Origin of the sequence: Streptomyces resistomycificus (genome assembly GCF_001514265.1) — a bacterium.
Classification (GTDB): Bacteria; Actinomycetota; Actinomycetes; order Streptomycetales; family Streptomycetaceae; genus Streptomyces; species Streptomyces resistomycificus.
Genome location: NZ_KQ949001.1, coordinates 99,413 through 119,022, shown reverse-complemented (window position 1 = coordinate 119,022; position 19,610 = coordinate 99,413). Strand labels below are relative to the sequence as shown.

18 protein-coding genes and 2 tRNA genes are annotated in these 19,610 nt (G+C 71.7%); 10 read left to right on the top strand and 10 right to left on the bottom strand.

The features are described 5' to 3' along the window. Positions 1-146: 146 nt before the first annotated feature. Positions 147-220: transfer RNA gene (locus tag AQJ84_RS33395), tRNA-Lys, on the bottom strand. Between the two features lie 177 nt (positions 221-397). Here AQJ84_RS33395 and AQJ84_RS33390 point away from each other — a divergent pair. The 5 genes from AQJ84_RS33390 (at position 398) to AQJ84_RS33370 (ending at position 5,963) form a co-directional block, all read left to right on the top strand. After that, the gene (locus AQJ84_RS33390; RefSeq protein WP_030040368.1) at positions 398-1,714 is read left to right on the top strand and encodes a peptidoglycan-binding protein; all 1,317 of its coding nucleotides are present in this window, start codon (positions 398-400) and stop codon (positions 1,712-1,714) included. Between the two features lie 154 nt (positions 1,715-1,868). Further along, positions 1,869-2,978, top strand: a complete 1,110-nt coding sequence (locus AQJ84_RS33385; RefSeq protein WP_059198893.1) for an SPFH domain-containing protein — start codon at positions 1,869-1,871, stop codon at positions 2,976-2,978. A 101-nt stretch (positions 2,979-3,079) separates the two neighbouring features. Continuing rightward, the gene (locus AQJ84_RS33380) at positions 3,080-3,685 is read left to right on the top strand and encodes a lytic polysaccharide monooxygenase auxiliary activity family 9 protein (RefSeq protein ID WP_030040366.1); all 606 of its coding nucleotides are present in this window, start codon (positions 3,080-3,082) and stop codon (positions 3,683-3,685) included. A 119-nt stretch (positions 3,686-3,804) separates the two neighbouring features. Continuing rightward, on the top strand, positions 3,805-4,248 hold the full coding sequence (locus AQJ84_RS33375; RefSeq protein WP_030040365.1) for a DUF3592 domain-containing protein: 444 nt from the start codon (positions 3,805-3,807) through the stop codon (positions 4,246-4,248). 59 nt (positions 4,249-4,307) lie between these two features. Beyond that, positions 4,308-5,963: an AMP-binding protein gene (locus AQJ84_RS33370; RefSeq protein WP_079022655.1), complete on the top strand. Its 1,656-nt coding sequence runs from the start codon at positions 4,308-4,310 to the stop codon at positions 5,961-5,963. Here the strand turns inward: AQJ84_RS33370 and AQJ84_RS33365 are convergent. The 6 genes from AQJ84_RS33365 to ehuB form a co-directional block, all read right to left on the bottom strand. Next, positions 5,929-6,002 (bottom strand) — tRNA-Lys (locus AQJ84_RS33365). The genes AQJ84_RS33370 and AQJ84_RS33365 overlap by 35 nt on opposite strands. A gap of 79 nt (positions 6,003-6,081) precedes the next feature. Beyond that, a complete protein-coding gene (locus tag AQJ84_RS33360) occupies positions 6,082-6,840 on the bottom strand; it encodes an IclR family transcriptional regulator (RefSeq protein WP_030040364.1) in 759 nt (252 codons plus the stop codon). 218 nt (positions 6,841-7,058) lie between these two features. Then, entirely contained in the window at positions 7,059-7,844 is a 786-nt protein-coding gene (ehuA, locus tag AQJ84_RS33355; protein WP_053191172.1) for an ectoine/hydroxyectoine ABC transporter ATP-binding protein EhuA, read from the bottom strand. Then, the gene (ehuD, locus tag AQJ84_RS33350; RefSeq protein WP_030040362.1) at positions 7,834-8,484 is read right to left on the bottom strand and encodes an ectoine/hydroxyectoine ABC transporter permease subunit EhuD; all 651 of its coding nucleotides are present in this window, start codon (positions 8,482-8,484) and stop codon (positions 7,834-7,836) included. The genes ehuA and ehuD overlap by 11 nt, the downstream gene beginning before the upstream one ends. Continuing rightward, positions 8,481-9,209: an ectoine/hydroxyectoine ABC transporter permease subunit EhuC gene (gene ehuC / locus AQJ84_RS33345; RefSeq protein WP_030040361.1), complete on the bottom strand. Its 729-nt coding sequence runs from the start codon at positions 9,207-9,209 to the stop codon at positions 8,481-8,483. Before ehuC ends, ehuD begins: the two co-directional genes overlap by 4 nt. Next, positions 9,206-10,111, bottom strand: a complete 906-nt coding sequence (gene ehuB, locus AQJ84_RS33340; RefSeq protein ID WP_078631868.1) for an ectoine/hydroxyectoine ABC transporter substrate-binding protein EhuB — start codon at positions 10,109-10,111, stop codon at positions 9,206-9,208. Before ehuB ends, ehuC begins: the two co-directional genes overlap by 4 nt. A 97-nt stretch (positions 10,112-10,208) precedes the next feature. On the opposite strand from ehuB, the gene AQJ84_RS33335 reads away from it, so the two are divergent. Beyond that, on the top strand, positions 10,209-10,703 hold the full coding sequence (locus AQJ84_RS33335; RefSeq protein ID WP_030040359.1) for a DUF3830 family protein: 495 nt from the start codon (positions 10,209-10,211) through the stop codon (positions 10,701-10,703). Here AQJ84_RS33335 and AQJ84_RS33330 read toward each other — a convergent pair. Both AQJ84_RS33330 and AQJ84_RS33325 read right to left on the bottom strand, forming a co-directional pair. Continuing rightward, complete coding sequence (locus AQJ84_RS33330; RefSeq protein ID WP_030040358.1) at positions 10,684-12,087, bottom strand: amidase; 1,404 nt, start codon at positions 12,085-12,087, stop codon at positions 10,684-10,686. The two genes, AQJ84_RS33335 and AQJ84_RS33330, sit on opposite strands and share 20 nt — an antisense overlap. A 22-nt stretch (positions 12,088-12,109) precedes the next feature. Further along, on the bottom strand, positions 12,110-13,075 hold the full coding sequence (locus AQJ84_RS33325) for a D-2-hydroxyacid dehydrogenase (RefSeq protein ID WP_030040357.1): 966 nt from the start codon (positions 13,073-13,075) through the stop codon (positions 12,110-12,112). Between the two features lie 184 nt (positions 13,076-13,259). Here AQJ84_RS33325 and AQJ84_RS33320 point away from each other — a divergent pair, with 184 nt between their 5' ends. The 3 genes from AQJ84_RS33320 (at position 13,260) to AQJ84_RS33310 (ending at position 16,207) form a co-directional block, all read left to right on the top strand. Continuing rightward, positions 13,260-14,069, top strand: coding sequence for a maleate cis-trans isomerase family protein (locus tag AQJ84_RS33320; protein ID WP_030040356.1), 810 nt, complete (start codon positions 13,260-13,262; stop codon positions 14,067-14,069). A 2-nt stretch (positions 14,070-14,071) separates the two neighbouring features. Further along, positions 14,072-14,803: a maleate cis-trans isomerase family protein gene (locus AQJ84_RS33315; protein WP_030040355.1), complete on the top strand. Its 732-nt coding sequence runs from the start codon at positions 14,072-14,074 to the stop codon at positions 14,801-14,803. Between the two features lie 273 nt (positions 14,804-15,076). Continuing rightward, a complete protein-coding gene (locus tag AQJ84_RS33310) occupies positions 15,077-16,207 on the top strand; it encodes an LLM class flavin-dependent oxidoreductase (protein WP_053191174.1) in 1,131 nt (376 codons plus the stop codon). Between the two features lie 19 nt (positions 16,208-16,226). Here AQJ84_RS33310 and AQJ84_RS33305 read toward each other — a convergent pair whose 3' ends face one another. Continuing rightward, positions 16,227-18,032: a putative bifunctional diguanylate cyclase/phosphodiesterase gene (locus tag AQJ84_RS33305; RefSeq protein WP_053191178.1), complete on the bottom strand. Its 1,806-nt coding sequence runs from the start codon at positions 18,030-18,032 to the stop codon at positions 16,227-16,229. A 312-nt stretch (positions 18,033-18,344) separates the two neighbouring features. Between AQJ84_RS33305 and AQJ84_RS33300 the strand changes: the two genes are divergently transcribed. Then, positions 18,345-19,607: a M6 family metalloprotease domain-containing protein gene (locus tag AQJ84_RS33300; protein ID WP_030040350.1), complete on the top strand. Its 1,263-nt coding sequence runs from the start codon at positions 18,345-18,347 to the stop codon at positions 19,605-19,607. Positions 19,608-19,610: the final 3 nt, after the last annotated feature.

Sequence of the window (19,610 nt, the reverse complement as noted above, 5' to 3'; positions counted from 1 at the left end):
ATGCGAAACGCGGTGTTTACCGGTCATACGCGTTCATTGTGGCGCCTGTGGGGAGCTTGTGGAGCCATTGTGTACAGCGAGGTGCCGGAGACCCCGGCCGGACAGCCGACAGGCCCCCCGCCGAGGCGAGGGGCCTGTCGTGTCTGTGCGCCGCCAGGGACTCGAACCCCGGACCCGCTGATTAAGAGTCAGCTGCTCTAACCAACTGAGCTAGCGGCGCCTGCTGACCTGCACAACTCTACCGGACCCCCGGGGGTGCTCCGGACCACCGGCCGGGCCCGGGAGGGGGCGCGCGTACATCATTCGGACCGTCAGCATGCGCGTCGGGACGACAGTTGAGAAACTGGCGAATGTGCACAGATGCGAACATTTCCATCTGGAGTGTGAGAGGAATCGCATGACGACTCCGGTCTTCGAGGAAATCGATCCCGCGAGCGACTGCGACTGCCCCGGATGCGTTCACTGGCGGCGCGTCCTGCCGCGTTCCCCGTCGTCCCCGGCCGGCCGTCATCCCGCCGCCCACCGGGCGGTGATCCTCGCCGCGGCGGCCTCCACGGCGTTCGTCGCCGGCCAGGCGGCACCGGCCGTCGCGGCCCCCCACGCGCCCGCCCGGCCGGGCGTTCCCACAGGTGACGAGCCCGACACCCCGCAGGGGGACAAGGCTCCGCTGCACGGGCCGGGAGGCCGGCCCACGGGGCAGGCGGCCCCGGTGAAGACCCCCGAGACCACCCGCGCGGACATCATCAGACGGGCCAAGCTGTGGGTCGCCGCGAAGGTGCCGTACAACATGAACGGGTACTGGTCCGACGGGTACCGGCAGGACTGCTCGGGGTTCGTGTCGATGGCCTGGAATCTGCCCGGAAACGAGTGGACGGGCAGCCTCGAGCGGTATGGGGTGCGGATCGCCAAGGACGATCTGCAGCCCGGGGACATCCTGCTCTTCCACAACCCGGCGGATCCCGAGAAGGGATCCCACGTGGTCATCTTCGGCGGCTGGACGGACTACACGCACACCTCCTACGTCGCCTACGAGGCGACCCGCCCGCACGCCCGCCGGCAGTCCACCCCGTACGCCTACTGGAGCCACTCCGACCGGTACCTCGCCTACCGGTACAAGGGACTCGCCGGTGGCACGGCGGGGCCGGAGCCGGACAGCGCGAAGCCGGCCGCTCCCGTCCCGACGGCGTTCCCGGGCACGGCGTACTTCGGCCCGGGCGCCCACAACAAGCACGTCACCCGGCTCGGCCGGATGCTCGTCGAGCGCGGGGCCGGGGGCCACTACACCTCCGGGCCCGGCCCGCGCTGGTCGGACGCGGACCGCAGGGCGACCCAGGCCTTCCAGCTGGCCCAGGGCTGGTGGGGCCGGGACGCCGACGGGCTGCCGGGACCCCGGACCTGGGCGCTGCTGGTGACCGGGCAGGGCAAGGACGTCACGGCCCAGGCGGCCGCTCCGGCGGCACCCTCCTCCCACGGGGTGCCCGGCTATCCGGGGCGGGCGGCGTTCCGGCCCGGGGCGGACAACGCGTACGTGACCCGGCTCGGGAAGCAGCTGGTGAAGAAGGGGTTCGGCAGGTACTACACGGCCGGCCCGGGACCGCGCTGGGGCGAGGCGGACCGGCGAGGCGTCGAGGCCTTCCAGCGCGCCCAGGGCTGGCGGGGCGGCGCGGCGGACGGCTACCCGGGGCCGGAGACCTGGCGGCGGCTCTTCTCGTAACCCGGGCCCCGCCGCAAGGACGGCCGCGAGCGCGACCGAAGGCGCGACCGGCACCACCCCGGCAGCCCCCGGCATCACCCCCTGCATCACCGCCTGACGGACCCCCGAAGTACCCCCTGTTGTGACGCATCTGGCGCGGAGGCTGGAGGCACGCATGAGCACGACCACTTCACACACCCCCGAGTCCGAGGGACCCGCCCGTCCCGCCCGGCTCATCCAGAACGAGTCGACCACCGAGATCCCCGTCCACCTGCTGTTCCGCGACGAACCCGAGCCGGTGGCGGTGCCGCTGCGGCCCGCGGTCGTGGGGCGCCGGCAGGGGACCGGTGAACAGCCCCGCTTCCGGCGCCCGGTGGCCTCGAAGCCCCGGACCGTGCCGGAGGTGGATCCCGCGCTGACCGAACGGCCCGCGCGGGTGCTGCCCGGAGCGGTGGGCGTGTTCGCCGGCACCTGCGGCACGGCGGGCTGTCTGCTCACCTCGTGGTGGGCGGGCGCGCTGCCGCCGCTCGCGGCGCAGGCCCTCGCGCTGCCCTCGTACGCCGGGGCGGGTCTGGGGCCCGCGCAGTGGGCGGCGTACGCGGGTGCGGGCGCCCTCGGGCTGTTCGGGTTCGGCGGGCTGGCCCGGGGGCGGGCCGGGCGGGCCTGGGTGCTCGGGCTGTTCGGCCGCTACCGGGGCACGGTCCGGCGCACCGGCCTGCTGTGGGTCAACCCGCTGCTGCTGCGTCGCCGGGTGGACGTGCGGCTGCGGCACTGGCGCAGCGAGCCGATGCCCGCGGCCGACGCCAACGGGGTCGCGCTCAGGGCCGTGGCCCTGGTGGTGTGGCGGGTGCGGGACACCGCGCGGGCCACGCTGGGTGTCGAGGACCACGAGACGTATCTGCGGGAGTGCGTGGAGGCGGGGCTGGCCCGGCTGCCGGTGGAGATGCCCGGGTCGGGGCGGGGTTGCGCCGACGCGGCGGGGGACGCGCTGACCCGGCTGGTCGCGGCGGACGCGGCGCCGGTCGGGATCGAGGTGTTCTCGGTGCGGCCGGTGCGGGTGGAGTACGCGCCCGAGGTGGCCTCCGCGATGCACCGGCGCCGGATCGCCGCGCTGGACGCGGAGCAGCGGGCGAGCGTGCTCACCTCGGTGGTGGACTCGGTGGAGGACACGGTGACGCGGCTGACCATGCGGGGCCTGGTGGAACTGGACGACTACGAACGCAAGGCGCTGGTGAAGGACCTGACGGTGGCGTTCTGCGCGGGGCGGGGCGAAGCGACCTCCTGATTGGTATGGACATGTTCAAGAGGTGCCCATAATCTGGGACTTGGTCTAGACCTACCTGCACGGCTCACTGAACCTCCCCCACGTTCTCCAGGAGCGGCAGCATGCGCAAAAAGACCAAGTGGTACGCCGCCGCGCTCGGCCTCACGACGACCGGAGCCCTCGTGCTCTCGTCGGGCGGCGCGAGCGGCCACGGCTACACCGACCTCCCCGTCAGCCGTCAGAAGCTCTGCCAGAACGGCTCCGTGACCAACTGCGGCGACATCCAGTGGGAGCCGCAGAGCGTCGAGGGCCCCAAGGGCTTCCCCGCCTCCGGCCCGGCCGACGGGCGGATATGTTCCGGGAACAACACGCGCTTCGCGCAGCTCGACCGCCCGCGGACACCGGCGGGCACGGCCTGGCCCGCGACCCGGGTGAGCGGCGGTCAGAGTCACACGTTCCGCTGGCAGTTCACGGCCATGCACGCCACCAGCGACTTCAAGTACTACGTCACCAGGGCGGGCTGGAACCAGAACCACGACCTGGCCCGCTCCGACCTCAACCTCACCCCGTTCCTGACCGTCCCCTACGGCGGCCAGCGGCCCCCGTCCACGCTCTCGCACAGCGGCACCCTGCCGTCCGGCCTGAGCGGCCGGCACGTCATCGTCGCGGTGTGGACGGTCGCGGACACGACCAACGCGTTCTACGCCTGCTCCGACGTCACGTTCTGATCGCCGCCCGTGGGGGGCGCCGGAACTCTGAGCCTTACTTGAGAAAGCCCGGCACTCCCCACGGGTAGGTTCCCCACACGCCGCCGAACAGGGCTGGTGCAGGAACATCGGGGGACACCGTGCAAGCGTTCTTCTTCGTCATGCCGCCGTTGCTCATCATCGGGATCGTGGGTGTCGCCGCGTACGCGGTGATCCGTCGTGCCCAGGTCGTCAGCAGCGCCTGGAACAGCGGACTGACGGCCCAGGCGCGTTGTCTGCGGGCGTACACGACGACCAGCGGCGGCGGCAACACGTCCGTGCACACGACGCTGCACCACGTCTACGAGTTCGTCACGCGCGAGGGCCGCGTCGTCCGGTTCGACGAGGGCGGCGGCCCGAGAACGACCGTCGAGGGCGACATCGTCATCGTGCACTACGCGGCACACCACCCGGAGCGGGCCACGGCCAAGGCGCCGGCCCGCGGGCAACTGGCGGCGAGCACCGGCTGCCTGCTGGCGCTCCTCGGCACCATCGCCGTGTTCTGCCTCGGCTTCATGGCCCTGGCGCTGCTGGCGTTCGCCTGACGGACGGCCTCGCGCCCGGGGCTCCACATCTGACGGTACGTCAGCTAACGTGCCCGGTCATGGAGTCCAAGGCGCGCACGGTGGCCGAACTCGTCGCCGGCCGGTGGGGCGACCACCGTCCGGGGCTGTGGTGCGAGGACCGGGTGCTCACGCACCACGAGGTGGCGGCCGGCGCCGCGGCCCGGGCGGCGCTGCTCGCCGACCTGCTGCCGCCGGACGCCGAGCCGCATGTCGGGGTCCTGCTCGACAACACCCCCGAATACCCGCTGTGGCTGAGTGCCGCCGCCCTCGCGCGAGCCGCCGTGGCCGGAATCAACCCCACCCGCCGGGGGGCCGAACTCGCCCGCGACATCCTGCACACCGAGTGCCGGATCCTGGTCACCGAGCGCGCCCACCTGCCGCTGCTCACCGGCCTGCGACTTCCCGGCGTACGCGTTGTGGTGACCGGTTCACCGGAGTACGACGACCTGCTCGCCCCCTACGCCGACGCGCGGCCGGACGCCTCCCCGGCCCGCCCGGGGGACCGGCTGCTGCTCTACTTCACCTCCGGCTCGACCGGCGCCCCGAAGGCCGCGCTCTGCTCCCAGGGCAGGCTGGCCGCGGCAGGACGTTCGCTGGCCGGCCAGTTCGCCGTACGCCCCGACGACGTGCACTACGTCTGCATGCCGATGTTCCACGGCAACGCGGTCATCGCCGACTGGGCGCCCGCCCTCGCGGCCGGAGCGGGCGTGGCGCTGCGCCGGCGGTTCTCCGCGTCCCGGTTCCTGTCGGACGTACGGGCCTACCGGGCGACGTACTTCACGTACGTGGGGCGGGCGATCCAGTACCTCCTCGCCACCGAGCCGCGCGCCGACGACCAGGACCATCCGCTGCGGCTCGGCTTCGGCACGGAGGCGGGGGCGGTGGACGCGGCGGCCTTCGAGCGGCGGTTCGGGGTGCGGCTGGTGGAGGGGTACGGCTCGTCGGAGGGCGGCGCGGCGATCCAGTGGCGGCCGGGAACCCCGCCCGGCGCGGTCGGCCCGGCGGCCGACGGACTCGTGGTGCTGGATCCGGCCACCCGCGAGGAGTGCCCGCCCGCTCTCTTCGACGCGGCCGGGCGGCTGCTGAACGGCGACGAGGCCATCGGCGAGCTGGTGAACCGCGGCGCCAGCCCCTTCGAGGGGTACTGGCGCAACCCGGCGGCCGAGGCGGAGCGGCGGCGCGACGACGGGTACTGGACCGGTGACCTCTTCTACCGTGACGCCGACGGCTACCTCTACTTCGCCGGCCGCACCGACGACCGGCTGCGCGTCGACAGCGAGAACCTGGCCGCCGCGATGATCGAGAACATCCTCGCCCGGTACGAGGGCGCGGACGCCGTCGCCGTGTACGCGGTGCCCGACCCGGTGACCGGCGACCAGGTGATGGCGGCGATCGCCGGTGACTTCCAGCCGCGGGCCTTCGCCGCGTTCCTGCTCGCCCAGCCGGACCTGGGGACGAAGATGGCGCCCCGGTTCGTGCGGGTGGTGGAGCGGATGCCGGTCACGGCCACGAACAAGATCCACCGGGCGCTGCTCAGGAGGGAGGGGGTCCGGTGCGCCGACCCGGTGTGGTGGCGGCCGCCCGGGGAGCAGGCGTACCGGAGGCTGACCACGGCGGACGCCGAAGGGCCCCTCGTGTCCACGAGGAGCCCTTCATCTGTGCGCCGCCAGGGACTCGAACCCCGGACCCGCTGATTAAGAGTCAGCTGCTCTAACCAACTGAGCTAGCGGCGCATGACTCTCGCCGTCCACCTCTCGGCGGCCGACGACAGAGAAAATAGTACCCGGTCTCCGGGGGTGCCTCCGACCACCCTCAGATCGCCAGGGACAGCAGGAGGGGCGCCGCTCCCCGGTTCAGCCGGTCGGCCGCCTGGCGCAGCCGGTGGGCGTGCTCGACCGGGAGCGACAGGGCCAGGCAGCCCACCGAGGATCCGGCGGTGATCGGTACGGCCGCGCAGACCGTGCCGACGGCGTACTCCTGGAGGTCGAGGTGGGGGACCGTGGGCGGCTGGGTCTCCAGACGGGAGAGCAGCAGCTTGTCGCTGGTGATGGTGCGCGAGGTGAGGCGTGCCATCTTGTGGCGGGAGAGGTGGTCGCGCCGGCCGTTGTGGTCGAGCTGACCGAGCAGGCTCTTGCCGAGCGCGGTCGCGTGGGCCGAGTAGCGGAAGTCGACCCACTCGTTGACCGAGGGGGTCCCGGGGCCGTCGGCGTACTGGGCGATGGTGACCTCGCCGTCCACGTACCGGCTGATGTAGACGGCGGCGCCGATCGAGTCGCGCAGCCGGTCCAGCGTGTGCTGGAGCCTCTCGCGCAGGGCCTGGTCGCGCTCCTGTGAGGAGCCCAGGCGGGTGAGGGCGGCGCCGGTGACATAGGCACCGTCGGCGACCTGCTCGACATAGCCCTCCCGACGCAGCATCAGCAGGAGCGTGGTCAGTCGCTCCGGGCTGAGGCCGGTCAGGCGGGCGAGACGGGTGTCGGTGACTCCGGTGGTGTGCCGCGACACGGTCTCCAGGACGCGCAGGGCGTCCTGGGCCGAGTGGTACGGCGCGGCCGGCTCGTGCATCAGCGCCACGGTGTTCCCCCTGCGCTCGCTCGGAAGCTCTACTGGGCCGTAATCCGGACAGCGAATCCCCTCCACGATAGCGGGCAAGAGGCCTGTAATGAGCGGCTGTTGACGAGATTACGTCGGTCCGGCACCCCTCTCAGCAGGGACTCCGGCACGCTGGCATATGCCAGCGTCATGACCCGCCGCCCGGACCTCGGACATTGAACTTCGGTCACTTCCCGCTGTCACAGAACCGCGCTGAGAAATTCTCGCGTCCGGTCCTGCTCCGGCTCGCTGAACATCTGCTCCGGCGGCCCCGACTCGATGACCCGGCCGGAGTCGAACATCAGGACCTGGTCGGAGATGTCGCGGGCGAAGTTCATCTCGTGGGTCACACAGAGCATCGTGATGTCGGTGCTGCGGGCGATGTCCCGCAGCACGTCCAGGACGCCGGCCACCAGCTCCGGGTCGAGCGCGGACGTCACCTCGTCCAGCAGCAGCACCTGCGGCCGCATCGCCAGCGCCCGGGCGATCGCCACCCGCTGCTGCTGGCCGCCGGACAGCTGGGTCGGCCGGGCGTCGCACTTGTCGGCGAGCCCCACCAGGTCCAGCAGGTCGCGGGCCCGCTCCTCGGCCTCGTCCTTGGACATCCCGAGCACGGTGACGGGAGCCTCGGTGATGTTCTTGAGGACCGTCATGTTCGGGAACAGGTTGAACTGCTGGAACACCATCCCGATCTTCTTGCGGATCTCGCGGACCTGCTTCTCCGGCGCCGGGAACAGCTGCTGTCCGTCGACGGTGATCGTGCCCTCGTCGGGCTTGGTCAGCGTCATCAGCAGCCGCAGGATCGTGGTCTTGCCCGATCCGGACGGCCCGATGAGGGTGACGTGCTTGCCCGCCTGGACGGAGAAGTCGAGGTGGTCGAGGACGGTGTTGTCCCCGAACCGCTTGGTGACCTGCTCCAGACGGATCAGCTCGCCGGGGTGCTTCTCGGGGTTGGTCTCGGGGTTCTTGACGGTGTCAGTGGACAAGACGTCGCTCCAGGGCTCGCAGCAGCAGTGAGGCCAGGTAGGAAATGAGGATGAAGGCCACGCCGATCACGGTCAGCGGCTCGGTGAACTGGAAGTGCTGCTGGGAGAAGAGCCGCGCCTGGCCGAGCATCTCCAGCACGGTGATCACCATCAGCATCGGCGTGTCCTTGAGCATCGCGATGACGTAGTTGCCGAGCGCCGGCACGACCCGGCGGATCGCCTGCGGCAGGATCACCACCCGCCAGGTCCGGGCCACCGGCAGGTTGAGCGCGGTGGCCGCCTCCCACTGACCGGCCGGCACGGCCTCGATGCCGGCCCGGTAGACCTGCATCGTGTACGTCGAGTAGTGCAGCCCGATGCCGATCACGCCGGTGGTCAGCGCCGACAGGGTCAGGCCCCACTCCGGCAGCACGTAGAAGAGGAAGAACAGCTGCACCAGCAGCGGGGTGTTGCGCACGAACTCCGTGACCACGCCGACCGGCCAGCGCACCCAGCGCGACGGCGTGCGCATCAGCAGCGCCCATACCAGTCCGAGCGCGAACGAGATCAACGAGCCGAGGACCAGGGCCTGCAGGGTGACGAGCAGGCCGTCCCAGAAGTACGGCATGAAGCCGTCCACGGCATTCCAGTCCCACTTCACGAGGCACCTCCGCCGCCGCCGACACCGGTCCGTTGGGGTCGCGTGAGCTCGTCCTTGACGGACACCCCGCGCGCGGGCGCCTTGCCGACGCCCGCCTTCAGCTTCTTCTCCAGCCCCCGCATCACACGGGTGAGCAGGAAGGCGATCGCGAAGTAGATCAGCAGCAGATACGTGTAGATCTCCGTGCTCTCCTGCAACGCCAGGCGCACCAGGTTGCCGCTGAACGCCAGGTCGCCCATGCCCATCACCGACACCAGCGCGGTGCCCTTGAGCAGCTCGATCAGCAGGTTGGAGAACGGCGGGATCATCTCCGGCACCGCCTGCGGCAGCAGGATCAGCCGCATCCGCTGCCACGGCGTGAAGCTCAGCGCGATCCCGCCCTCCTGCTGGGCCGGGTCGACGGCCTTGAGGGCGCCGCGCACGATCTCGGAGCCGTACGCCCCGTAGGTCAGCCCCAGCGCGAGGGTGCCGGCCCACATCGGGACCAGCTGCCAGCCGAAGGCGATCGGCAGCACGAAGAACACCCAGAAGATCATGACCAGCGCGGAGGTGCCGCGGAACACCTCGGTGTAGAGGCCCGCAAGGAAGCGGACGATCCACAGCCGGTGGGTGCGGGCGACGCCGGCGACGAAGGCCACGGCCGCGGCGAGCAGCGAGCTGAACACGAGGAGCTGGACGGTGGTCCATATCCCCTTGAGTACGAGTTCCCAGAGTCCCGAGGTCATCCGCCGCACAACTCCTTCGCCGTGAGGTCGGTCATCTCGGCCTCGGTGAACCCGAAGGGCTTGAGGATGCGGAACAACTCCCCGCTCTTCTTCAGCTTCCGCAGCTCGACGTTGAACGCGTCGCGCAGGTTGGTCTCGGTGAGCCGGAAGGCGAAGGCGCCCCCGTCCACGTGCGGCTTGCCGTCCACGAGCGGCGCGAAGGCCTTGGTGGCCTCGGCCTTGGCGGACTTCTTCACCACCTCCCGGGTGGTGAGCGCCGTGCCGGCGAAGACGTCGACACGGCCCGCCTCCACGGCGTTCAGCCCGGCGACCTGGTCCGGCACGATGAGGATGTCGCCCTCGTCGTACCCCGCGTCCACGGCGTACTGGATCTCCGCGTACCCGGTCCCGGTGGCGAACCTGGCCTTCTTCTCGACGACGTCCTTGTAGTCGTGCAGCCCCTTCGGGTTGCCCTTGCGCACGATGAAGGAATCGAGCATCTGGTAGTCGGGGTCGGAGAAGATGACCTGTTCGCAGCGCTCGGGATTGACGTACATCCCGGCGGCGACGACGTCGAACTGCTGCGAGTTCAGCCCCGGGATGAGCGACCCGAACTCGGTCGGCACGGGCTGGACCCGGTCGACCCCGAGCCGCTTGAAGATCACCTTGGCGAGTTCCGGCGCCTCGCCGGTCATGTCGCCGTTCTTGTCGATGTACCCGAAGGGGATCTCGCCGGCTATTCCCAGCCGTACGACGCCCTGCGCCTTCAGCCGGTCGAGGAGATCACCGCCCTTGGTGGTGGACGCGGTGGCCACGCGCGAGCACCCGGCGGCGCCCAGCGCGCCGAGCGCCGCTACCCCCGCGAGCAGCGACCGGCGTGTGGTCCCGGACGTGTGTGAACCATGTTCCAGTGGTGGAGCCATGGCGGCGCGGCTACCCGAGACCAAGCAGGTTATGCAGACCGGTTTCGGCCCCGATCCGCGACGACGCCCTCTTGACCGGCGGGGGACCATGGAACGCATGGCTGATCGCTACATCGAAGTCTCGCTGGTCAAGCGCGGAATCACCGGCACGGCCAAACTCCTCGACGACCGTGCGCCGATCACCTGCGCGGCCGTCTGGGACGCCCTGCCCCTGGCCGGTGACGTCTACCACGCCAAATACGCACGCAACGAGATCTATGCCCTCTTCCCGCCCTTCGCGACATCGGAACCACCCCTGGAAAACACGACAGTCACCCCCATTCCGGGAGATCTCTGCTATTTCTCCTTCGCCGGGTCGGAACTGGGCACGCAGTCCTACGGCTACGACCGTGAGGTGCGGCCGGGCACGACCGTCGTGGACCTGGCGCTGTTCTACGAACGCAACAACCTGCTGCTCAACGGGGATGTGGGGTGGGTGCCGGGCATCGTCTGGGGCCAGATCGTGGAGGGTTTGGAGGAACTGGCCCAGGGGTGCAACGACCTGTGGCGGTCGGGCGCGCTCGGGGAGTCGCTCAGCTTCCGGAGGGTGTGACCCCGGCCTCGTACAGCGTGTGCGCGGCCCGCAGCACCAGATCGTCCCGGTGCCGGGCCGCCACCAACTGCACGCCCACCGGCAGCCCGTCGGCGTCCACGCCCACCGGCACGGAGGCCGCCGGCTGCTGGGTCATGTTGAAGGGGTAGGTGAACGGCGTCCAGCCGGTCCAGCGGCGGTGGGACGAGCCCTTCGGGACCTCCGCGCCCGCCTCGAAGGCGGTGAGCGGCAGGGTCGGGGTGACCAGGAGGTCGTAGGAGTCGTGGAAACGGCCCATGCGGCGGCCCAGTTCCATCCGGACGTCGACCGCGGCCAGATAGTCGAGGGCGGTGAGACGGGCGCCCTCGGCGCAGATCTCCCGTAGCCCGGGGTCGAGCAACTCCAGCTGCCGGGGGCCCAGATGCTGGGTCACGCGGGCCGCGCCGCTGAACCACAGGGTGTGGAAGGCGTCCACCGGGTCGGTGAAGTCCGGGTCCGCCTCCGTGACGTACGCGCCGAGTTCGGCGAGACGCTCCACCGCCCGCCGGACCACCGCCGCGACCGCGGGCCGGACGGCGACCTGGCCGCCGAAGGAGGGGGAGTAGGCCACGCGCAGGCCGCGCACCCCACCCGCCAGGCCCGCCGTGAAGGAGCCGGGCGGCGGCGAGAGGGCCGACCAGTCGCGGGAGTCGGGGGTGGCGATGACGTCCAGGAGCAGGGCCGCGTCCGCCGCGTCCCGGGTCATGGGGCCCACGTGGGCGAGGGTGCCGAAGGCACTGGCGGGGTAGAGCGGGACCCGGCCGTAGGTCGGCTTCAGGGCGAAGATCCCGCAGAACGCCGCCGGGATCCGGACGCTGCCGCCACCGTCCGTGCCCAGCGCCAGCGGACCCGCGCCCAGCGCCACGGCCGCCGCCGCGCCGCCACTGGAGCCGCCGGCGGTGCGGGTCGGGTCGTGCGGGTTGCGGGTCACGCCGTTCAGCGGGGAGTCCGTGACGCCCTTCCAGCCGAACTCCGGGGTCGTCGTCTTGCCGAGGAAGACGGCACCGTGCTCGCGGAGGCGGGCGACCGAAGGGGCGTCCTCGTCCCAGCGGCCCTGCTCCGTGATCGTCCTGGAGCCCTTGAGGGTCGGCGCCCCGCGCAGCAGCAGGATGTCCTTCACCGTGACCGGCACGCCGTCCACCAGACCGGCCGGCTCGCCGCGCCGCCACCGCTCGGCCGACGCCCGCGCCTGCGCGAGCGCCTCGTCCGCGGTGAGCCGGACGAACGCGTTCACCTCCGGCTGGATCCGCTCGGCCCGTTCCAGGGCCGCCCGGGTCGCGTCGACGGGGCTGAACTCGCCCTTGCGGTAACCGTCGAGGAGCCGTACGGCACTCAGTCCGGTGAGATCGGTGTCCAGGTCCGTCATGCACCCTCCAGCCGTGGGGAGTTCAGCGTCCGGGGACGTAGCCCCGCTTCTTGTCGACCACGTTCGTGAGCGGTCTGCCCGCCTCCCAGCGCTCGTACAACTCCACGAACTGTGCGCCGAGTTCATCCCGCCAGCCGATCGTGTCGCCGCTCATGTGCGGGGACACGATCAGGTTCGGGACCTGCCACAACGGGCTGTCGGGGGTGAGCGGTTCGTGCTCGAAGACATCCAGGGCCGCGCCCGCGATCCACCGCTTGGACAACGCCTCGGCCAGCGCGTCCTCGACCACCAGCTGTCCCCGGCCGACGTTGACGAACCGCGCCGAGGGCTGCATCACGCCGAACCGCCGGGCGTCGAACATGCCCTGCGTCTGCTCCGTCAGCGGCGCCGCCGCGATCACCCAGTCGGCGCGGGCCAACAGCCGGTCGAGGTCCTCGGGGCCGTGGATGCCGGTGCGCGGGGTGCGTCCGACCAGGGCCGTGGTGATGCCGAGCGCCTTGAGGGTGGCGACGACGGCCCGCCCGATGGGCCCGGAACCCACGACGCACGCGCGCGTGCCGGCCACCCGCTGCGACTCGCGGTGCCGCCAGGTCCGCTCCCGCTGGAGGTCCCAGGTCCGGGGCAGGTCCTTGGCCATTGCCAGCACCAGCGCGGCGACGTACTCGGCGATCGGCTGGTCGAAGACGCCCCGCGCGTTGGTCACCACCGTGTCGGACGCGGCCAGTTCGGGGCACATCAGATGGTCCACGCCCGCGCTCGCCGTGTGCACCCACCGGGGCCTGGGGCCGGCGCCGGGCCAGGCGGCACGCACCGCGTGCGAGGCGAAGTCCCAGACCAGCAGCACGTCGGCCGACGGCAGCCGCTCGGCCAGCGTCGAGGCGTCCGCGTGCTCGATCCGGGCCCGGCCGGTCAGCCTGCCGAGTCGGGGCGGTGGATCGGCGTCGAGAACCAGCAGGGTCGGAGTGTGGCCGGAAACGGATGCGGTCATTCGAAGCCGTTTTCTGGACGGCGAGGGCCGTCCGACATGGGCGGACATGAACGGGTGACCGGTGCGTGACCTGGGCGTCACGAGGGCGGATTGACCACGCTCGCACCCGAACCTACCTTCGTCAACACGGGCGTGTGTACGGTCCGTTCTCCTCCCGCTTCTTACAGTGAGGCCGGTGCTGGCCATGGACGTTACCTTTCTGGGTGGCCCTCGCCCCCAGCGCGGCGTCGGTGTCGTCGCCCCCTTCGACTTCGCCCTCGACCGCGAACTGTGGCGCTGGGTGCCCGACGAGGTGTCCCTCCATCTGACCCGGACGCCGTACGTCCCCGTCGAGGTCAGTCTCGACCTCGCCCGGCTGGTCAGCGAGCACGAGACCCTGCACGACGCGGTGCGCACCCTCACCGCCATCGCCCCCGAGGTCGTCGCCTACGCCTGCACCTCCGGCAGCTTCGTCGGCGGGATCGTCGGCGAGCGCGCGATGTGCGGCGCGATGACCCGTGCGGGCGCGCTGCCCTCGGTGACCACGTCCGGCGCGCTCCTGGAGGCGCTGGCCGAGCTGGACGTACGACGGGTGGCGCTGGTGACGCCCTACACGGTGTCCGTCACCCGGGCCCTCGAGGAGTACGTGGCGGAGGCCGGCGTCGCCGTCACCGGGTGCGCGTACATGGGCCTGACCCGGCACATCTGGAAGGTGCCGTACCGGGACGTGGCCGACATGGCGCGCCGCGCGGTGGGCGTCGCGGCCGAGGCGCTGTTCATCAGCTGCACCAACCTGCCGACGTACGACGTGATCCCCCAACTGGAGGCGGAACTGCGCATCCCGGTGATCTCGGCCAACCAGGTCACGATGTGGGCGGCCCTGCGCCGAATGGGTACCCGAGCCGTGGGACCGTACCAGGCGCTGATCGATCCGGCGGCGCGGACCGGTCCCGTGGTGCCGGAACTTCCGGACATGCCGAAACTGCCGGACGAAGGACAGCAGCAGGAAGGCTGAACATGACAGCGCTGGGATTCCTCTACCCGGGCCACTCCGCCGAGGACGACTATCCACGCATCGAGCAGCTCCTCGGGAGCGACATCCGGCTGGACCTGGTGCACACCGACATCGGCGAGGACGCCCACCGGGTCGACGCCCTGCTCGAAATGGGCTCGGCGCGACGGCTCGCGGCCGGCGTCGAGCAACTGCGCATGGCGGGCGCCGAGTCGGTGGTGTGGGCGTGCACCAGCGGCAGCTTCGTGTTCGGCTGGGAGGGCGCCCACGACCAGGTGCGCGCCCTCGCCCACACCGCGGGCATGCCGGCCTCCTCCACGTCCTTCGCCTTCGTGCACGCGGCGCGGGAGATCGGGGCGGGCCGGGTCGCGGTGGGCGCGACCTACCCCGACGACGTGGCGTCGCTGTTCGCGGAGTTCCTCCGGGCGGGTGGCCTGGAGGTGACCGGGGTGCGCGGCTCCGGCATCATCACGGCGGCGGAGGTCGGCACGTGGGGCGAGGCCGAGGTGTTCGCGCTGGCCCGCGCGGCCGACTCCGAGGACGCCGACGCGGTCCTGCTCCCCGACACGGCCCTGCACACCGCGGCCCACATCCCGTCCCTGGAGAAGGAACTCGGCAAACCCGTGCTGACGGCCAACCAGGTCACGGTGTGGGAGGCGCTGCGGCTGGCGGACCGCCGCGTGAACGCGACGACGCTGGGGGCGCTGTTCACCAGGGAGCCCATCGTGCAGGCCTGACTCCCGCCCCGTCCCAGGGGGCTCCGCCCCCTGGACCCCGGCCTGCGCCCCCCGGCACCCGACTCGGCCGGACAAAGGCCCTAGCCCTGGTGGGGCGCCTTTCGTGATTCCGAGCCAGGTGGTGGGTTCGGCACAGGCCTCGGGCTCGGGGGTCTGAGGGCGGAGCCCCCGGCAGGGCGCGGGCCCCACGCCGCCGCCGAGAGGAATAAACGGGGACAGCCTCCTGTTAACGCTGCGCAAGACAGCGCACGGCAACAACAGGAGGCACCCACCGTGACCGCAACGGCAGACGAGACCCGGGGAACAGCGCACGGCACCGCCCCCACCCCCCTCTCCGTACTGGACCTGGTCACCGTCGGCGCGGGCCGCACGGCCACCGACGCCCTCCGCACCAGCGTCGCCATAGCCCGCCTCGCGGAGACCCGCGGCTACCACCGCTACTGGGTCGCCGAGCACCACTCCATGCCGGGCGTGGCGTCCTCCTCGCCGGCCGTGATCCTGGCCCACCTCGCCGCCCACACCACCCGCATCCGCCTCGGCTCGGGCGGCGTGATGCTCCCCAACCACGCCCCGCTGGTGATCGCGGAACAGTTCGGCACCCTGGAGGCCATGGCCCCCGGCCGCGTGGACCTCGGCCTCGGCCGCGCCCCCGGCACGGACGGCGCCACCGCGGCCGCCCTGCGCCGCACGGACCTCCCCCACTCTCAACTTCGTTCGAGCGGGGGGACCCCCATCCACTCAGGCGCCGACGACTTCCCCCAGCAGCTCGCCGAGCTGATCCGCTTCCTGGACGACGACTTCCCGGACGGTCACCCCTACCGCCGTATCCACGCCGTACCCGGCCCGGTCCAGGCCACGTCCCCCGGCGGCGTCCAGGACCCGCACCGCCCGCCCGTCTGGCTGCTCGGCTCCTCCGGTTTCAGTGCCCGCCTGGCCGGCTCCCTCGGCCTGCCCTTCGCCTTCGCGCACCACTTCTCGGCGCAGAACACCGTCCCCGCCCTGGACCTGTACCGGGAGTCCTTCCGGCCGTCCGCCGTCCTGGACGAGCCGTACGCCCTCATCGGCGTCTCCGCCCTCGCCACCGACGACGAGAAGGAGGCCCGCCGGCAGGTCAGGGCGGCCGCGCTGAACATGGTCAGGCTCCGCACCGGCCGCCCCGGCCTGGTGCCCACCCCGGAGGAGGCGGAGGCCTACGACTTCAGCCCGATGGAGCGCGAGTTCGTCGACTCCTGGAACGCCAACGTCATCCACGGCACCGCCGACGAGGTCCGCTCCGGCCTCGACGACCTGCACAAGCGCACCGGCGCCGACGAGCTGATGATCACGGGCAACGCCCACAGCGGAGACGTACGCCTGCGCTCGTACGAGCTCATCGCGGACGCCTACGGCCTGCCGACCGCCTGAGTCGCGGACGCCGGCGGAGTCACACCCGTACGTCCAGCAACCCGGAGATACGATCCGGCGGCACCGGCCGCGAGTACAGCCACCCCTGACCGGTGTCGCAGCCGATCCGCCGCAGCCGGGACGCCTGCGCCGAGGTCTCCACGCACTCGGCGGTGACCGTCAGGCCGAGCCGGTGGGCGAGCTGGATCATCGCCTCCACGACGACCTCGTCGGCCGGGTTCGGGGGGACGCCCTCGCCCTCGTACTGGAAGCCCCGTACGAACGACCCGTCCAGCTTCAGCACCGACACCGGCAGCCGGCTCAGATAGGCGAGGTTCGAGTAGCCGGTGCCGAAGTCGTCGATCGCGATGCCCACGCCCATGTCGCTGAGGGCCTGGAGGGCCTGGAGCGGGCGGCCCGCCGAACCCATCACGGCCGACTCCGTCAGCTCCAACTGGAGCAGGTGCGGGGCCAGGCCCGTCTCCGCGAGGATCTTCGCCACGTCCGCCACCAGGTCGGAATCCCAGACCTGACGGACCGCCACGTTCACGCTCACGAAGATCGGCGGCTCGTGGGGGTGATCGAGCTGCCACTGCCGCGCCTGGCGGCAGGCCGTGGCCAGCACCCAGCGGCCGAGCTGCACGATAGATCCGTCCTCCTCGGCCAGTCCGATGAACCGATTCGGCGTCAGCATGCCGAACTGCGGGTGGTTCCAGCGGACCAGGGCCTCGACGCCCCGCAGCCGGCCGTCCTCCATGCACACCAGCGGCTGGTACTCCAGCACGAACTCGTCGCGCTCGATGGCCGGGCGCAGGGTGGAGGCGAGGGCCTGGCGGGTCATGCGGTGGGCGTTGCGCTCCGGGTCGAAGAGGGTCCAGCGGGCCTTGCCGTCCGCCTTCGCCCAGTACAGCGTGGTGTCGGCGGCCTGCATCAGGCCGGTCGCCGAGGTGCCCGCCGCCTGCCGCTCCACCACGCCGATGGACGCCGACACCGACAGCCGCCGGCCGGCCAGGTCGAACGGCGCCTGGACCGCCTCCAGAACGGCCTCGGCGAGGTCGGCGAGCTGCTCGGTGCCGGTGGAGTCCTCGACGAGCAGGGCGAACTCGTCACCGCCGAGCCGGGCGACCAGCGGCACACTCACCCGGCCGTGGCCCGCCTCGTCCGCGCAGCGGGTGAGGCGTTCGGCGACGGCCGCCAGCAGCCGGTCGCCGACACGATGGCCGAGAGTGTCGTTGACGGCCTTGAAACCGTCCAGGTCGAGGTAGCACAGCCCGATCCGGCCGGTGCCGCTCTGCTCGTAGGACTCCGCCTCCAGCGCGGCCGAGAGGCGCTCGAAGAACAGGGTGCGGTTGGGCAGCCGGGTCACCGGGTCGTGCATCTGCAAGTGCCGAAGCCGCGCCTGGAGTTCACGGCGGGCACTGATGTCGGCGACCGACAGCAGGATGCCGGGCTCGTTGCCCGCCAGGGGCGCGACGGTGACCTGCACCCACAGGGCGTGGCCGTCGGGGTGCTTGAGCCGGCGCGTGCAGCGCAGTCTCGCCTGGCGGCCGCGCAGCACCTCGCGGTAGGCGTGCCAGGTACGGGCGTCCGAGGCCAGGTCCACCAGGTCGGCGGCGACCTGGCCGGTCAGCGTCTCGGAGCCGGCGCCGAGCAGGGCGCCGAACATGTCGTTGGCTCCGACGACCATGCCCTCGCGGTCGACGACCGCCATCGCCAGCGGCGCGGCGGTGAACACCGAACGATAACTCGGACGTTCAGTACCCGGAGACGTGCGAACACTACTCTCTGTGACGGCGGACCCGTCGGGGTCTGCCGCGGTCGTCGGCCCTTCGGACGTTCCGCTCACCGCTTGCTCCCGCAGTGCACTCGATCGCTGTCCGGCAGGAAAGTGTGCCGATCATAGAGGCTGGCCCCAAGCCCTTCCAGCCGGTGTCCAGTGTCCCGGAACAACCGACCCTTCTGACAGATCGTTTCTGCGCGCGTCTGGAAGGGTCCTTCAGGCGCCTGACCAGTTGTGACGTTCCGTGAGCGATTCGGGGGTGTCGACCCTCACGAATCCTCGGCCTTCTCACTCGTCTGGTGCAGGCAAACGAGGCGTAGTACGACAAACACACACAGGCTGGGTGCGGTGTCCCGTGAACCGCACCCGGAGGTCCCTGTGCCGTGTCCGCTCTCGCGCTCCCGACTGCGCAGCACGGCGGCCGTCCTCACCACGTTGTCGGCGCTCGCCGCGACCTCGCTGGGCAGCGGGCCCTCGGTCGCCGAACCGTTCGCGGCGGCGCCGTGCGCCCTCCAGCGCACCGAGGCCCACCACTCGGAGGGCCTGGACACGTGGAACGCCGCCTATCCGAAACCGGCCCGCTCGCTGGACGCGGTGATGGTGTTCCTGTCCTTCCCGGACTCGGTCCCGCTGACCACGCCCGCCGAGCTGACCGCCGACCACTTCCCGGCCACCAGTCGCTTCTTCGCGCGCGCCTCCTACGGCAGGTTCTCGCTGCGCCCGCACGCGCTGCGGCACTGGATCCGGATGCCACGGCCGTCGCCGTCGTACGTCATACAGCGCGACTGGAGTCCCGAGCACCGTGCCGCCTACCTGCGAGACGCCCTCGCGGCGGCCGACGCGCAGGTCGACTTCTCGCGCTACGACATCGTCTACTTCGTGGCCGACCCGGACGCGCCCGGCGTGGACTCCGACGCGACGAAGGTCGTCAACCTGGACGCCCCGCTGCGGGCGGACGGCACGAACATCCGGCGGGTCGTCACGGTGTTCGAGCAGCACCCGCCGGACCGGCTGGTGCTGGCCCACGAGACCGGGCACGTCTTCGACCTGCCGGACCTCTACCAGCGCCCGGCCGACGGCAAGGGCGACTGGGACACCTACGTCGGCGACTGGGACCTGATGGGCAGCCAGTTCGCACTGGCGCCCGACCTGTTCGGCTGGCACAAGTGGAAGCTGGGCTGGCTTCAGTCGAGGCAGGTGGCGTGCGTACGGGAGGCCGGGCCGACCCGGCTGACCCTCGAGCCGCTCGGCGCGGGCCCGGGTAGCCCGGCCGTCGGGGCCGCGGGGGCGCCGGCCTTCGGGGTGGGCGGCGGTACCAAGCTCGCGGTGGTGCGCACCGGGGCCGACAGCGCTCTGGCCTTCGAGGCTCGCGGGCCGGTCGGCAACGACGTCGGGGTCTGCCGGCCCGGCATCCTCGTCTACCGGGTGCGCAGCGGTGCCGCGTCCGGCGGCGGGCCCGTCGAGGTGGTCGACGCCCACCCGGACAGCGAGGCCTGCTGGGAGTCCTCCGTCTACCCGCCGCTCGCGGACGCGCCGGTCGGTGTCGGCGAGAGCTTCACGGTGCCGGGCGACGGCGTGCGGGTGGAGGTGGAGGGGCGGACCGCCTCGGGAGCCTGGACGGTGAAGATCACGACCGGCTAGCCG